The organism is Idiomarina sp. ST20R2A10, from assembly GCF_051842345.1.
Lineage (GTDB): Bacteria > Pseudomonadota > Gammaproteobacteria > Enterobacterales > Alteromonadaceae > Idiomarina > Idiomarina loihiensis.
Genome location: NZ_JBNIEY010000002.1, coordinates 208,945 through 223,177 on the forward strand (window position 1 = coordinate 208,945; position 14,233 = coordinate 223,177).

Here is a 14,233-nt window from a genome sequence, read left to right on the forward strand (position 1 = left end):
GGCTTGCGGCTCCTTAAGCGTCTTATTTAGTAGCTTCGTTCTGCGGAAAGTGATTAAAGCTGCTATAACCCTCAGCCAGCAACCAGTCTTCACCATTATAGCGCAGCTGAATGTCACCGGGCTCACCGTTCGCTACGCGACCAATACATACCGGTCGGGTCTTAAGGTGCGTGGTTAAGGTTTCCATACGGCCCCGATGTTCCTCAGGCAAGGTAAAGCAAAGCTCGTAGTCGTCTCCGGCAGTCAAAGCTAAAGCCAGTGCGTCATCCACCTTAAGAGTTTCGGTTAACGCCAGTGACAGTGGCAGCTTTTCCAGCTGCAGTTGCGCCTGAGTGCCGGCTTCTGTCATTAAATGTCTTAAATCGGCCAGCAGACCATCAGAAACATCAATGCAGGAACTTGCGACGCCTCGCAGACTTTGGCCCAAAGCAACTCTGGGGGTGGGGTAATGCAGGCGTTCTATTACCTGCTGCAAGTGACGACCGGTTGTGCTGACTTTATTTTGTGTAACCTGCAAGCCTAAACCCGCGTCGCCTAAAGAGCCGCTGACATAAATCCAGTCGCCCGCCTTGGCACCGGAACGCGGTATCGCGCTACCCGAGGGTAGTTGTCCGTGAGCCGTAATGGTTATTGTCAGCGGACCTTTGGTTGTGTCACCGCCAATTAACTGACAATCGTAATAACTGCAAATTTCATCCAGGCCACCACTAAATTCCTGTAGCCAGTCTTCATCCATACGCGGAAGCGTCAAAGCCAGATTAATCCAACATGGCTGAGCGCCCATAGCCGCTAAGTCGCTTAAATTCACGGCAACACTTTTATGACCAATAGCACGGGGTGGCGTGGTCGTATCAAAATGCACACCTTCTACCAGTGTATCGGTAACAATGACCAGGTCATGCTCAGGCATTGGCCGGACAACGGCTCCGTCATCTCCAATGCCCATAGCAACATCGCCCCGTTTTGCGGAGCGATGAGTGAAGTATTCATTAATGAGCGAAAATTCATCGCGGGGCATAAGTTACTGCCTGGTTGGGCGGAAAGTATCTACTGCTTTATCAAGTACGCCGTTGACAAAACGATGGCTTTCGTCGGCACCGAAAGATTTAGCCAGCTCTATCGCTTCGTTGATAGCTACTTTATAAGGTACATCAACGCGCTCACGCAATTCGTAAGCGGCCAGCCTTAAAACGGCCAGTTCAATGGGGTCGAGCTCTTTAATCGGTCTGTCTAAAAACGGTTCAAGCGCTTCGTCCAGCGTCCGGTAATGCCCGCCAACACCACGCACTAACTCTAAAAAGTAGTCAACGTCCACTTTGCTGGTGTCATTTTCCGTTAAAAATTGAGCCTCAATATCGCTAAAGCTATTTTGCGATAGCTGCCATGAGTAAATTGCTTGCACGGCCAACTTGCGGGCCTTTCTTCTTGCTGCGGGTTTCATTTGAAGTATCTCAGAGTTGTTTCAGTACATTGACCATTTCAAGCGCGCTTAATGCGGCTTCCGAGCCTTTATTTCCGGCTTTAGAACCACTGCGCTCAATGGCTTGTTCCAGCGTATCTGTGGTAATAACGCCAAATGCGACAGGTAAATCAAACTCGGTCGCAACCCGGCCTAAACCACTATTACATTCACCGGCAACAAACTCGAAGTGTGGTGTACCACCGCGAATAACCGCACCGACCGCAATAATTGCGTCGTATTTACCAGAACTGGCCAGACGTTTCGCTGTTACCGGCATTTCATAAGCACCGGGAACACGCACAACGGTTATATCGTCGTCCGCTACTTCACCATAATGCTTTAATGTCTGCACCGCGCCGTCTAATAAGCTTTCAACCATAAAATGGTTAAAGCGAGAAACGATAATGGCAAACTTTTTACCAGCCGCGTTTATTCCACCTTCAATTACCTGCATGAGTTTTCCTTATTAACCGTTCGTTAATTGCGCGCGATCATAGCACAATGTGGGGCTATTTGCGTGAAATTGAGTAGGAGAAATACCTTTCCTGGGCATCTAAGTCACGACCCAGCGAGCGGGCACTGCTACTTTCCAGTAGCTGCAAAGCTGTTTCGTTATTTTCTGATACCGGAAACAGCACTTGCCGCCAGGGCCAACTTGCTTCCAGCCAATCTTTTAAAAGCACAAAAAAATCATTATGTAAGTTATCGTCAATGGCCGATTCTAAAAGCCACCAACTGACTTCAGCGTTATACGCATTACGTGGAATGCCATTTTTTTCTTGTCTACTGGCAGCTACCGGTACCATATAAACAGCACCAATAATGGACTTATCTTCCTTATCAATCACCAAATAAGTAAACGCCGTTTGCGCTTTTGCCTGTTGCAGATGGTAATTCACCATGGTTTCGTTTTGCTGAGGGGTACTTTTCTCTGACGGCCAGGACCAGCCCAGACGATCATAAAGCCACCTCTGCGAAGTCATATAGCTGTGGAATAAACGATCGGTATCAGAGCTTTCAATGGGACGGATAATTAAGCTGTTACCCTCAGCATATTCAGGAACAGCCCATTCTTTTTGCCAGAAATCTGCCGCTGCTGCCGCATTAAATAGCGGCAGTATCAACAGGAGCAGAAAACTGCGAAGAAGCATTCTCAACACGCTTCTCCGTGCTTACCCTGCGCATGCTCAAAATAAGATTTAACCCGGGCAAGCTCTTTTTCCAGTTCATCGCCAATCATAAGCGCGGGGCCTATATCAATAGCTTTACGCGCATAATCAAAAGCAACAGGAACAACAGGGACACGAGCTTGCTGTGCCATGTGTAAAAAGCCTTTCTTCCACTCTTTTACCCGCTTTCTCGTTCCTTCAGGAGTTATCACTAAAACCAGTTCGTTTTTTTCGCGAAACTCTTTCACCATGTTGCCAACAACGCCATTCGCACTACTTCGGTCTATAGGAAGTCCGCCCAGCTTGGTTAACAAACCTTTCAGCGGAAAGCGGAACAAACTGCTCTTTGCCAAGTAGTTAAGCTTTAACCCCATAGCCAACATGACGCAGGCTCCAACCGGGAAGTCCCAGTTAGATGTATGTGGCGCAACCGGAAGAATCGCCTTTCTCACGTTTGGCATTTCACCATTAATTTTCCAGCCGCCCAATACGCGTAAGCCAAAACGGCCTACCCAACGTAAAAAGCGGTTATGGGTAACAGGAAATTCGCCTCTGACAAATTCCGGAATTACTTGTTTATCGGTCATAAAATTACTGTAGTACCTGTCTTATTTCGCGTAACTTTTCTTTCACTCGCTGAATATTTTCAGGCCCCATGCGCAGCAACTGTTTTTGCGCTGCAGGCAAAGATTCATAAGAGTCGTTAGCGAAAGTATACATAACGCTGTCATCTTCTACCTGAACCAAACCTTCTGGTACAGGGGTTTCAAGTATGACATTAATGGCTTCCAACAAGGTGTCATCAAAATCTGACTCCGGATAACCAATTTCGGCGTAAGCTTCCTGCACTAATGGCTTAAATAATTCATAGTTTTCAGCCAGTGCATCAGGCTCCAGACTGACAAACCAATCAACTAAAGCGTCGTATCGGCGATAGCTACTTTCGTCAATATAGAGTTCGCCATCAACCTCCAACACACTAAAGCGACCGTCGGGACGCTGAACAATAGTTCGCTCGCGAACAATGCTGCCGTTGCTGATATTGTCCATCAGCACAACTGCGTCACGAATAATCTGAGAGCTTTTTAATGGACGAATGTTGACGTCGGTTGAATCAAGGTTCTGAAGCACCGTCGGTGTGCTGTTATCCAGCTCCGGCAAAGCAATAGGTTCTGGCTCAGGTTCAGCCGGCTCTTGTTCCGGTTCAGACTCTGGTTCGGTTGGAACCGGTTCTGGCTCAATTTCAGGCTCAGGTTCTTCAGACTCTTCTTCATACCCCTCAACCTGAACTTCGGTTGATTGCTGCTGATCAACTTCTACCGTTTCGGTTTGTTGCTTCTTGTCTTCAGAAGCCGGCAGCCACCACCATACTATGGCAGCGATAACCGCCAGCACAATAAGCGTAACAACAATCCAAGTCGTTTTGCGACTTGCTTCTTCTGTTGCCGTTGATGTTTCAACCTGATCGTCACTCATTGTGCGCTCCTTTATTTTTGCTCAGCACGACAAAAAACCAATTGTTTATCGCTGGACATAGCCTCATTGAAACTATAGCCGTTTGCATCAAATTCTTTTAGATCAGACACGGATTCTGGCTTTTGGTTCAGGATAAATCGCGCCATTAGTCCCCGTGCCTTCTTGGCATAAAAACTGATGACTTTATATTGACCATTTTTTTCATCTTTAAACACGGGTGTAATAATATCCGCATTTAATGCTTTTGGCTTAACCGCCGAGAAATACTCATTAGAAGCTAAATTCACTAAAGTTGAACTTCCCAGCTCAGCCAGGTCATCATTTAGTGTCTGCGTAATGGTATCGCCCCAGTATTCATACAGGTTTTTGCCTTTAGGGTTATCCAGCTTGCTACCCATTTCCAGTCGGTATGGCTGCATCAAATCCAGAGGTCTTAAGACACCATAAAGACCGGACAAAATTCGTAACTGCTTTTGTGCCGTATTAATGGCCTCTGAATTCAGACTGGCAGCATCTAAACCAGTATAAACATCACCATTAAATGCAAACATAGCCGGGCGTGCATTGTCTTCATTAAAAGGCCGTTGCCACTCCTGAAAGCGAGCAGCATTCAGGCCCGCCAGCTTGTCGCTAATTTTCATTAGCGACCCCAGTTGTTGCGGGCTTAGTTGCCGACAAACCTCAACCAGTTCTTCAGCGTTATCCAGCAACCGTGGCTGAGTAACATTAAGTTCCGGCAAGTCACTTTCGTAATCCAGGTTTTTAGCAGGTGAAACAACGGCCAACATGTCTATGCACTCCAATCAAATTATACCGTAAGGCTAGTTCAGCGGATCTTGGTCCGCACCTTCTTTTTCCACTTCCGGCGGCATTAAGTCTTCACGGCTAACACCAAATTTCAGTGCGACGGTACTGGCAATATAAATGGATGAATAGGTACCAATAACCACACCAAATAATAACGCCGTAGCAAAACCATGAATTAATGGCCCACCCAGGAAGAACAAGGTCAATAACACCAGTATCGTTGTCAACGAGGTCACTAATGTCCGACTTAATGTGTCGGTTAGTGCCCGATTAACGGCTTGAACTGGCGTTAACTTAGCAAACTTACGGAAGGTTTCCCGAATACGGTCACAAACCACCACCGTATCGTTAATTGAGTAACCAATAACCGCCAGCAGGGCCGCCAGAACCGTTAAGTCGAACTCTAGCTGTAATACAGAGAATAGTCCTAAGGTTAAAATGACGTCGTGCGCTAACGCAGCCACTGCGCCCACGGCTAAGCGCCACTCAAAACGCATTGCAATGTAAAGTAGAATACAGATTAAAGCGGTTAGCATAGCCAACCCGCCCTGCTCTATAAATTCGTCGCCCACATTTGGGCCAACAAATTCTATACGACGCATTTCAACGGTTTGGTCAAACTCGGTGCGCAGAGATTCAAGTATTGTGGTACCCAGCTGCTCCGCTTTTACTCCTTCCCGAGGCTCCAGACGAATCAGTATCTCTTCCTGCGAGCCGTAGTTTTGAACTACTGCGTCACTGAACCCTTCTTCATCTAATGCGCCACGAACACGACTTAAATCTGCCGCGCTATCAAAGCCAACTTCAAGTAAGGTTCCGCCAGTAAAGTCCAACCCAAAGTTGAGCTTATTGACTGACAACGAAACTATGGAAGCCACTACCAGTACTGCACTGATAATGCCCATAATTCCGCGGAAGCGCATGAAGGGAAGTCGTTCATCGGTTTTAATTATCTCTTGCATGGCTCCCCCTAAATAGACAGTTTAGACAGCTTTTTGCCGCCCCAAACTGAGTTAACAATGGCACGGGTTCCGACTATCGCAGTAAACATGGACGTTATAATCCCGATAGCAAGAGTGATAGCAAAGCCTTTAATAGGGCCGTTACCAATAGCGAACAAGATAAGCGCTGCAATCAGCGTTGTTACGTTCGCGTCGGCAATGGTCGACAAGGCGCTGTCATAACCGTGATGAATTGCCTGTTGAGGGCTTCGTTTCGCTTTTATTTCTTCACGTATGCGCTCAAAAATAAGTACGTTGGCATCTACTGCCATACCAACCGTCAGTACAATACCTGCCATACCCGGCAAAGTCAGTGTGGCTCCCGGAATCATCGACATAACACCGATAATAAGAACCAGGTTTGCTGCCAGAGCACAGTTGGCAACCAGACCAAACTTTTTGTAGTACAACAACATGAAGGCAAGAACTAAAACAAAGCCCCAAAAAATTGCCTGAGTACCAGAATCAATGTTCTGCTGACCTAAGCTTGGACCTACAGTACGCTCTTCGACAATTTGAATCGGCGCGATAAGTGCACCGGCGCGTAATAACAACGCTAAATTCTGAGCTTCGTTTGCGCCTACCCCGGTAATACGGAAATTGCTGCCTAAGCGAGACTGAATTGTTGCAACGTTAATAACTTCCGCGTTCTTAGTGAACTGTAAGTTACCTTCTTCGTCGCGCTCGTCTGTGGCTTTATATTCAATAAAGACGGTAGCCATAGGCTGACCAACATTGTCTTTAGTCGATAAAGACATCTTGTTACCGCCAGCGCCATCCAGAGTAATATTAACCTGCGGGCGGTTGTACTCATCATAACCAACCCCAGCATTAACAATATGGTCACCTGTCAGAATAACGTCTTCTTTCAGCAATTGATCCGGGCCGTCGCGCATTGGCATTAACTCGCTGCCAAAAGGTACACGACCGTTCTGTGCGTCACGCACGTCGTTCTCGGAATCAACCATACGGAACTCCAGCGTTGCTGTAGCTCCTAAAATCTCTTTCGCGCGAGCCGTGTCCTGTACGCCCGGTAGTTCCACCACAATGCGGTTTGAACCCTGCCGCTGAATAACCGGCTCGGCAACACCTAACTCGTTAACCCGGTTACGCATAATGGTGATATTTTGAGATACTGCGTAATCTTGAGTTTCGGCAAGCTTCTGCTCGCTCATTTGCAATTGCAGCAGTTGGTTTTCGTCATCTTCTAATAAGGTGTAACCCTGATAACGACCATCCAGATAGTTGGCAGCTTCTGCATAAGCTTCTTCATTACGAAGCTCAATTTCAACCGTCGTGTCATTAACACGAACAGCGCTGTAACGAATACGTTCTTCACGCAGTTCGGCACGAATCGTGTCCTTCATACCATCGACAATTTTACGAACGGCTTCGTCCATGTCGATTTCCATCAAGAAGTGTACACCGCCACGTAAATCCAGCCCCAGTTTCATTGGCTGAGCACCAACACTCTTCAACCACTCAGGAGTTGCAGGAGCAAGGTTCAAAGCGACTATGTAGTTATCACCTAAACTCTCCAGGATACTCTCCCGGGCTTTTAACTGCTCATCATCGGAATTCAGTCGAACTAAAAGCTGCTCTTCTTCTAAAGCTATACTTTTAGCTTGTATGCCAACGTTTTCCAGACTGCTCTTTACGCGATCCATGGTGCTGGTATCGATGGTCGCATTTCGGTTTGCGGAAATTTGAACTGCTGGATCTTCACCGTAAATGTTTGGCAGCGCATAGAGCGCTGCCACCAATACGACAAAAATAACCAGCAGATTTTTCCACAACGGGTATTTATTTAACACGTCGTGCCCCTGTTTCTAATGTCAGAGATTAGAGAGACTTCATTGTTCCTTTCGGAAGAACGGAAGTCACAGAACCTTTCTGAATGGTTACTTCAAGCTCGTCAGTCAAAGCAATAACGAGAAAGTCTTTATCTTCGCTTACTTTAGTGATTTTACCGACCAAACCACCTTGAGTCAGCACTTCATCACCCTTGCTCAAAGCACCCATCAGCTCTTTATGCTGCTTGACACGTTTTGCTTGTGGACGATAAATCATGAAGTAAAAAATTAACGCAAACATGACCAGCATGAAAATCAGTTCCATACCACCACTGCCTTGGCCGCCAGCGTCTTGCGCGTATGCTGAGCTAATAAAAAAGTCCATAAAATTCCCTCAGTTAATTTAAATTTATTATTAAATTTCGGATAACCATCTCACGATATGGGGACAGTTACTCCAGAATGCAATTCAATTTTTCTAAGGCGGCTATACTATCAGAAAGTTTAACGCCGCTCAGTATTATCAAATATCATATCCCAAACTTTTAAGCCGACGCCGTAAACCTATTTGAGACACTTGCAAATCCCACATCATTTTTTCAGTATCGGAACGGTTCTGTTCATAACTCTTTTTAATCTCTTCTTCGGATAAATCCTGCGCTGTACGAACCCCTTCAAAGCGCTGAATAAGCTGATATACCGATGCCCGTGAGATGCCCAGAGCTTTTGCTGTAGCCTGTAGCTCAAACCGGCAGCTACGCAAGGTTTCCAGTAACTCATCTCGACTAACACTGTTGGGCTTACGATGAACGCTGGTTTCATTTTCCCAATGCCCGGGGTTGCTCGGCTTAAGCATAGATAAAAGTTGCGGGTCAAGGTGCAGTTGCTCTTGCTCACGGCTATCAATAACGACCTGCCGCGCTACGTTGCGCAACTGTCGTACATTACCCGGCCAATGAAAGGTCAGCAGCTGGCTCATCAATTCACCAGGAATTTTGACATCATGAGAGCGGTCAGCGTAAAGCTTACGCCACTGCTCACGTACAAAATAGTCGAATAACAAACCAATATCTTCGCGACGTTCGGTTAATGGCGGGATGAACAACTGATAAGCTGAAAGCTTTTCAATTAGCATGGACAGCGTTGAATTCTCTTCAAAGCCACGAGAGTCCTGATGACTGGTCAGCATAATACGGCAAGTAATTGGCAGCGTTTCCTCTGTACCAACAGGTACTACGGATTTACTTTGTAGAACGGTATAAAGCAAACGATGTAAGCCCGGCGAGGCATCCTCGATGTCTTCCAGCACAATAGTACCGCTACCGGCTTGCTCAAAATAGCCAGGTTGCCGGCTACCGCCTCGATAGCTACCAAATAATTCAGCTTCTGCGACCGCATCATGTATGGCAGCCAGATTAACACTAATAAAAGGTTGTTCCCGACGTTCGCTGGCCTGATGAATTGCGTAGGCCGCCTGTTGTTTACCCACTCCGGCAGCACCTCTAATCATAACCGGCAAGTCCATCCCGGCCAGTTGAGCAACGCGATTCCGAATGGCACGAATATCCGAGCTAATACCAAACAGCACATCGTTGTCATCTACCGAGGAGTCTTGCAGCGGCAATAACTTTAAAAGTAAAACGATGCGGTGGTTTAAGCCAATAACGACACCGTTATCCAGGTCACTTTCTTTCAGAATATATTCGTCCTGAACACCACGCCCGGCAATAGTAACTGTTGTTTTGGTGCTATGCGCCTTTAGCTTAATACGGCCGCCTGATTCGCGCTGAAAAATGATTGGAGAACGGCTGATAAATTCATCAAGCAATGCTCTGCCAGCATTACCATTTTTGGCAAACTCAGGCTTTATCCTGCTTAGGTAGTCACTTCCTTCATTGTACAAATCCATTAACGCTGCGCGTTCACCAATCCGCGACCGATCAGGATGCGCTGCGATCACTAACATTGGAACTCGCTGATAGCTACTAACGAGATCGTCAACTACATGTTTTGTCGTGTATTCGGTTGCACTCATTTTGCTGTTCCTTAGCCCAACAGCAGCTTTTAAATTGGTGCCATCATAAAATTATGACGTCTAAATAGCCAATCAATTTGTGCTGGGAATCCATAAAGGTTAATGACAAACTAAGCCATACCATTGCTACTTTTTGATGACTCATGGAATTAATATTTTACTGGACAGACCATGCCGGTGTCGCGGTTTTTGCGGTAGCCGGTACGTTATTAGCGTTTCGCAAAAAGATGGATGGTTTTGGTGTACTCGTTTTAGCCTCAGCAACAGCAATTGGCGGCGGTACAACGCGCGACCTCATTCTTGGGTTACCGGTTTTCTGGACACATGACCCTGTCTATCTGTACACCATAATTGTCGCCGCTCTGCTCACTATTATATGGCTGCGGTTCAGAGCCTATATTCCTATGAACACACTAATGGTTGCAGATGCTATTGGTCTGTCGTTTTTTGCGACTATGGGCGCGGAGAAAACGCTATCAGCGGGGTTTCCGCCCTTTATCGCTATCATCATGGGCACTATATCGGCCTGTTTTGGCGGCATGCTGCGTGATGTTCTGGCGCGCGATATTCCAATGGTCTTAAAAAGCGAACTGTACGCCACCACCTGTATTATCGGCGCTACCGTTTATGTCCTGATTGTGCCCTATCAACCTTTAATAGCATTAGCTGCGGGCATGACCTCAACTTTGCTCATTAGACTTGGAGCAATCAAGTTTAACTGGTCACTGCCCGTGTTCCGGGATCATCAGGATCATTAGCTATGTTGAGCATGTTTTGTTTCTTTAATCCGCGGGGTAACTCATGTTAAGTATGATTGGTCTGGTTGGCGGCCTTGTGTTGCTTATCGTACTCACTTTAAAAGGAGTAAACCTGTTTATCAGTGCCCCTCTGTGCGCTGTTATAGTCGCGTTGTGTAGTGGAGTGCCGCTACTGACCGGCGAGGTCAATTTCGTTAGTGCTTATATGGATGGTTTTGCCAGCTTTGTTGCCGCCTGGTTCTTTATGTTTCTACTCGGTTCTCTATTTGGTAAGTTCATGGAGGATACCGGAGCAGCCGACAGTGTCGCGAGTTGGATCATCAATAAACTCGGTCGCAAGCAGGCAGTTCTGGCGGTGGTACTGGCCTGTGCCATTTTAACCTATGGCGGTGTCAGCGTTTTTGTTGTCGCTTTTTCGGTTTACCCAATGGCGCTCAGTTTATTTAAAGATGCCAACCTGCCTCGACGTTTTATTCCGGCAGCACTGGCTTTTGGCTCCGTCACTTTTACCATGACCTCAGCCGGCTCACCGGAAATCCAGAACTGGATACCCGTAAAATACCTCGGCACTTCGCCTTATGCTGCCTGGGAAGTCAGTTTGGTAGTCGCAGTATTAATGGCAACCTTTGGCTACTGGTGGTTAAGAAAGATTATTAACCGCGCCATAGCTAATGGTGAGAAGTTTGAAGCACGTGAAGGCGACCCGATATTGCTGGAGCGGAAACTGCCCTCACCCATTAGTGGCTTAATTCCACTGTTAGTTGTTCTGGGGCTATCTTTTACCTTTCACGACACCTTGCAGCAAAACGCCCTGATAGTAGCTTTGCTGGGCGGTGTAATTGCTATTGCCGTTATTAACTTTAAGCATTTTCACAAACCCCAGACCGCCATTCATGAAGCTACCACAGGGGCTTTAGTGGCTATTGGTAATACTGCGGCAGTGGTTGGCTTTGGCAGCATCGCCAAAATAACTCCGGCCTTTGATGCCGCCGTTACTGCCATGACTAGCTTGCCAGGCAATGAGTTGGTGGGCGCAGCGGTTGCAGTAAGTGTTATTGCTGGGTTAACCGGTTCAGCATCCGGTGGGCAGGCTATCGCCTTACCTGAAGTAGGCCCGCACTACATGGCGGCGGGGGTTAACCCCGAGCAATTGCACCGTATTGTTTCGATCTCCTCAGGAGCGCTCGACTCGCTGCCCCACAATGGCTACGTAGTTACCACTATTCGCGCTATTTGTAACGAGAAACACAGCGCCGCTTATTGGGCGGTTGCCGCAGTAACTGTTGTGGTGCCATTAATGGGTTTAGCCGTGGCTATTGGATTGTTTATGCTATAAAAATGGAACTCAAGAGCCGCCCAAAAGGCGGCCCTTGAGCTTATCCTTAAGACTGTCTCCAACTTTGGCTTTTAACAGCTCTTCCAGTTGTTTGCTCTGTTCACCAGATTCATTGTCCCATTGAGTCAGATTTTCCAGCAAGCCTTGCTGACCACCTAATTGCTCTGAAACTTTGGCAGTAAGGTCAGCTTTTATTTCGGCCAGTTTTTCGTCGGCCTCGCCCATCGCGGATTGAGCCAACGCATCGCCTAATTGGTCATCTAAATCGGATTCAAAACTCAGCGATGGCCGTTGAATATCACCGCCAATGTTGGTGGTAATATCTAACCGCTGTAGTTGCTTTAAAGCACCTGCAACCGCAGAAGTCAGTTTGCTGCTGCCCTCGGCTTCTAAGTCAAGATTCAGCATGCGTACCATGGCTTTCCCGTCCAGTTTATTCTCACGAACTAGCACGGTTCCATCACTGTCCATCATGGACGATAAAATATTGGCACTGAGTTCGCTGCTATTACTAAGCTTTAGGTTATTCAGTTTTGCGCCTTTTAACTGCCATTGCTGCTTCGCATCAATGCCCAGGTCAGTCAGCGATAATTCGCCATTCAGGTTAAACGCATTCCACAAGTCGCTGTTATCGGCCCGAGCCTGATACGTCGTCGGCTGACCCAGTAAATTATGCTGGTGGGTAATATTTTGCCAGTCGACATCAATAACCGTACCGCCAACCATAAATTCGGTGCGCGCCTTTTTAATTAAAAACTCCGGTGGTGCGTTGTCATCGGCAAAGGAAATTCTCTGCCCCTCGCCGCGCACCGGCTCTACCGTTGCAGAGTTGTCCGAACGCGCCAGCATAGGCCCCAGCTGTTCATAGGCAAGAAGTACGTACTTACTCCACTCCCGCGCTTTTTCGCCTAATAACAAACCAGTCACGTTCTCTAAACCACTTCCGTCCAGACTGAAAAACGACTTAATTCGGTCAATATCGTTACCCGGCGCGTTCTTAAGGTCGGCTATTTGCTGTTGCACCACCTCTTTCGCCTGCTTCACTTCATCACGAAAGTTGCTGACCGCCTTTTTATCTGCCCGAATCGAGTCTTTTAACTCATCTAAAGCCTCTTTTCTCGCCGCAATATCAGCCAGGCCTTCTACTTTGCCTTCGGTAATTTGCTTAATTTTCTCTTCGTATTCTTTTATTTTGTCTTTACTCGGCAAAGCTTCTCTAGCTGCTTTAACCTCTTGTTCTTGCTGCTCGTAGGCAGCTTTGGCTTCATCAATCACCGTTTCTGTACGCAAATCAACCTGGCTGACAATATCGTCCACAGAAGGTAAAGACATGGTCAGTTTATCCCAGGACTGACTGGCCCAATTCTGCACGTCTTCCTGATCCGGCATGACATAAACGTCACCCTCGCTTTCCCGTGGCTGATTAACACGAACGCCGGTCATAGTCAGCTGTTCAATTAAGGTTCGGCCAAGCACAATTTCTGTAGGGCTGATGTCCGCTGAAGCTTCACCAACCTGTACCCGGTTATTTTTCGGTGCATTAGGGTCGGTGACCTGGATACCGGCCAAAGTCAGAGATAAAGGTACCCAGCTATGCTCCACTCGCTCAATATTAACTTCAGCGCCGTTCAGTCTTCCCAGCGTGTGCTCTAATGTAACTTTTATAATAGCGTCCAGAAACAACCAGGAAATAGCGACCAACAACAATACGAACCCGGCGAAAACGGCCAGTCCCGGCCAGCGAATGATACTGCGCTTCATACTCACCCCCTCAAGTCCGTATAGATCTGCCAGAAACGGCTACCGCGAATAACCTGCACCACGCGCATTTTCATTATTTGAGCCTGAATTCTTTTACGGTAATTGGCAATAATCCAGTAACTCAACGCAGCTACAACCGGCGCGGCAATCAAAGCGATAACAAAGCTACCCATAGTTATGGTGTGATTAAACATGGACAGACGTCCTAAGGCAGTTGCATACAGTGCTTCATAAATGCCCTGCCAGCCTGACGCTTCTAATAAGCTCAAACCGACACTGTGGAACCAAGGGTCCAGCAGGTAAGCAATACCCGAGAAAATACCAAAAGACACAATGAATAGACTGAGGTTTACGCGGAATATTAATGCCGCCAATAAAATTATTAAGTTATGAATTCGCCATAGCGGGGTTATCCCCATAAACATTCCTAGTACTACAGCTAACGCCAGTGCCCAGGCGCTGGTTTCAGAATTCAAAGCTTTTAACAGCTTTGCCAGAATTGTCAGCATTCACCTGACTCCTTTGAAAAAGATAAAACAGCAAATCTGCTTGTTATCCGTCGTCTTTCTAATATAGTGTGAGTTGCATTTATTACGCAAATAATAAGCAAATAACTTACATTATTTTTAACGACT

Annotated in this window: 15 protein-coding genes; 2 read left to right on the forward strand and 13 right to left on the reverse strand. The window is 46.9% G+C overall.

Annotation, left to right across the window (positions count from 1 at the left end):
- Positions 1-22: 22 nt before the first annotated feature.
- The 11 genes from thiL to ACP7H9_RS05225 all read right to left on the reverse strand — a co-directional run bounded on the left by thiL (position 23) and on the right by ACP7H9_RS05225 (position 9,743).
- Positions 23-1,018 (reverse strand): thiamine-phosphate kinase, encoded by a 996-nt coding sequence (gene thiL, locus ACP7H9_RS05175; RefSeq protein ID WP_417438417.1) that lies wholly within the window; start codon positions 1,016-1,018, stop codon positions 23-25.
- Between the two features lie 3 nt (positions 1,019-1,021).
- On the reverse strand, positions 1,022-1,441 hold the full coding sequence (nusB, locus tag ACP7H9_RS05180) for a transcription antitermination factor NusB (protein WP_011235369.1): 420 nt from the start codon (positions 1,439-1,441) through the stop codon (positions 1,022-1,024).
- A 10-nt stretch (positions 1,442-1,451) separates the two neighbouring features.
- A complete protein-coding gene (gene ribH, locus ACP7H9_RS05185) occupies positions 1,452-1,916 on the reverse strand; it encodes a 6,7-dimethyl-8-ribityllumazine synthase (protein WP_011235370.1) in 465 nt (154 codons plus the stop codon).
- A 55-nt stretch (positions 1,917-1,971) separates the two neighbouring features.
- Complete coding sequence (locus ACP7H9_RS05190; protein ID WP_272988183.1) at positions 1,972-2,613, reverse strand: GNAT family N-acetyltransferase; 642 nt, start codon at positions 2,611-2,613, stop codon at positions 1,972-1,974.
- A 2-nt stretch (positions 2,614-2,615) separates the two neighbouring features.
- Positions 2,616-3,218 carry a 1-acyl-sn-glycerol-3-phosphate acyltransferase gene (locus ACP7H9_RS05195; protein ID WP_272988182.1) on the reverse strand — a complete coding sequence of 201 codons (603 nt, stop codon included), beginning with the start codon at positions 3,216-3,218 and terminating at the stop codon, positions 2,616-2,618.
- A 4-nt stretch (positions 3,219-3,222) separates the two neighbouring features.
- The gene (locus tag ACP7H9_RS05200; protein WP_272988180.1) at positions 3,223-4,107 is read right to left on the reverse strand and encodes a DUF3014 domain-containing protein; all 885 of its coding nucleotides are present in this window, start codon (positions 4,105-4,107) and stop codon (positions 3,223-3,225) included.
- Positions 4,108-4,118: 11 nt separating this feature from the next.
- A complete protein-coding gene (gene yaaA / locus ACP7H9_RS05205) occupies positions 4,119-4,895 on the reverse strand; it encodes a peroxide stress protein YaaA (RefSeq protein WP_272988178.1) in 777 nt (258 codons plus the stop codon).
- 33 nt (positions 4,896-4,928) lie between these two features.
- Entirely contained in the window at positions 4,929-5,876 is a 948-nt protein-coding gene (secF, locus tag ACP7H9_RS05210) for a protein translocase subunit SecF (protein WP_110014136.1), read from the reverse strand.
- A gap of 8 nt (positions 5,877-5,884) precedes the next feature.
- On the reverse strand, positions 5,885-7,729 hold the full coding sequence (gene secD / locus ACP7H9_RS05215) for a protein translocase subunit SecD (protein WP_110014137.1): 1,845 nt from the start codon (positions 7,727-7,729) through the stop codon (positions 5,885-5,887).
- Between the two features lie 28 nt (positions 7,730-7,757).
- Positions 7,758-8,093: a preprotein translocase subunit YajC gene (gene yajC, locus ACP7H9_RS05220; RefSeq protein WP_011235377.1), complete on the reverse strand. Its 336-nt coding sequence runs from the start codon at positions 8,091-8,093 to the stop codon at positions 7,758-7,760.
- 138 nt (positions 8,094-8,231) lie between these two features.
- Entirely contained in the window at positions 8,232-9,743 is a 1,512-nt protein-coding gene (locus ACP7H9_RS05225; RefSeq protein ID WP_272988174.1) for a sigma 54-interacting transcriptional regulator, read from the reverse strand.
- A gap of 143 nt (positions 9,744-9,886) precedes the next feature.
- On the opposite strand from ACP7H9_RS05225, the gene ACP7H9_RS05230 reads away from it, so the two are divergent.
- Entirely contained in the window at positions 9,887-10,501 is a 615-nt protein-coding gene (locus ACP7H9_RS05230; RefSeq protein ID WP_011235379.1) for a trimeric intracellular cation channel family protein, read from the forward strand.
- A gap of 43 nt (positions 10,502-10,544) precedes the next feature.
- On the forward strand, positions 10,545-11,837 hold the full coding sequence (locus ACP7H9_RS05235; protein WP_034822225.1) for a GntP family permease: 1,293 nt from the start codon (positions 10,545-10,547) through the stop codon (positions 11,835-11,837).
- Positions 11,838-11,846: 9 nt separating this feature from the next.
- Here the strand turns inward: ACP7H9_RS05235 and ACP7H9_RS05240 are convergent, their stop codons facing one another.
- Positions 11,847-13,598 (reverse strand): TIGR03545 family protein, encoded by a 1,752-nt coding sequence (locus ACP7H9_RS05240; RefSeq protein ID WP_110014139.1) that lies wholly within the window; start codon positions 13,596-13,598, stop codon positions 11,847-11,849.
- Positions 13,599-13,600: 2 nt separating this feature from the next.
- Complete coding sequence (locus tag ACP7H9_RS05245) at positions 13,601-14,107, reverse strand: DUF2062 domain-containing protein (protein WP_110014140.1); 507 nt, start codon at positions 14,105-14,107, stop codon at positions 13,601-13,603.
- Positions 14,108-14,233: the final 126 nt, after the last annotated feature.

Excerpts from the sequence above, each read along its gene's own strand:
- ACP7H9_RS05225 (WP_272988174.1), bottom strand. The coding sequence starts at position 9,743 with ATGAGTGCAACCGAATACACGACAAAACATGTAGTTGACGATCTCGTT.
- yajC (WP_011235377.1), bottom strand. The coding sequence starts at position 8,093 with ATGGACTTTTTTATTAGCTCAGCATACGCGCAAGACGCTGGCGGCCAA.
- thiL (WP_417438417.1), bottom strand. The coding sequence starts at position 1,018 with ATGCCCCGCGATGAATTTTCGCTCATTAATGAATACTTCACTCATCGC.
- ACP7H9_RS05235 (WP_034822225.1), top strand. The coding sequence starts at position 10,545 with ATGTTAAGTATGATTGGTCTGGTTGGCGGCCTTGTGTTGCTTATCGTA.
- ACP7H9_RS05195 (WP_272988182.1), bottom strand. The coding sequence starts at position 3,218 with ATGACCGATAAACAAGTAATTCCGGAATTTGTCAGAGGCGAATTTCCT.
- ACP7H9_RS05245 (WP_110014140.1), bottom strand. The coding sequence starts at position 14,107 with ATGCTGACAATTCTGGCAAAGCTGTTAAAAGCTTTGAATTCTGAAACC.
- nusB (WP_011235369.1), bottom strand. The coding sequence starts at position 1,441 with ATGAAACCCGCAGCAAGAAGAAAGGCCCGCAAGTTGGCCGTGCAAGCA.
- ribH (WP_011235370.1), bottom strand. The coding sequence starts at position 1,916 with ATGCAGGTAATTGAAGGTGGAATAAACGCGGCTGGTAAAAAGTTTGCC.
- secF (WP_110014136.1), bottom strand. The coding sequence starts at position 5,876 with ATGCAAGAGATAATTAAAACCGATGAACGACTTCCCTTCATGCGCTTC.
- yaaA (WP_272988178.1), bottom strand. The coding sequence starts at position 4,895 with ATGTTGGCCGTTGTTTCACCTGCTAAAAACCTGGATTACGAAAGTGAC.
- ACP7H9_RS05240 (WP_110014139.1), bottom strand. The coding sequence starts at position 13,598 with ATGAAGCGCAGTATCATTCGCTGGCCGGGACTGGCCGTTTTCGCCGGG.
- ACP7H9_RS05230 (WP_011235379.1), top strand. The coding sequence starts at position 9,887 with ATGGAATTAATATTTTACTGGACAGACCATGCCGGTGTCGCGGTTTTT.
- ACP7H9_RS05190 (WP_272988183.1), bottom strand. The coding sequence starts at position 2,613 with ATGCTTCTTCGCAGTTTTCTGCTCCTGTTGATACTGCCGCTATTTAAT.
- ACP7H9_RS05200 (WP_272988180.1), bottom strand. The coding sequence starts at position 4,107 with ATGAGTGACGATCAGGTTGAAACATCAACGGCAACAGAAGAAGCAAGT.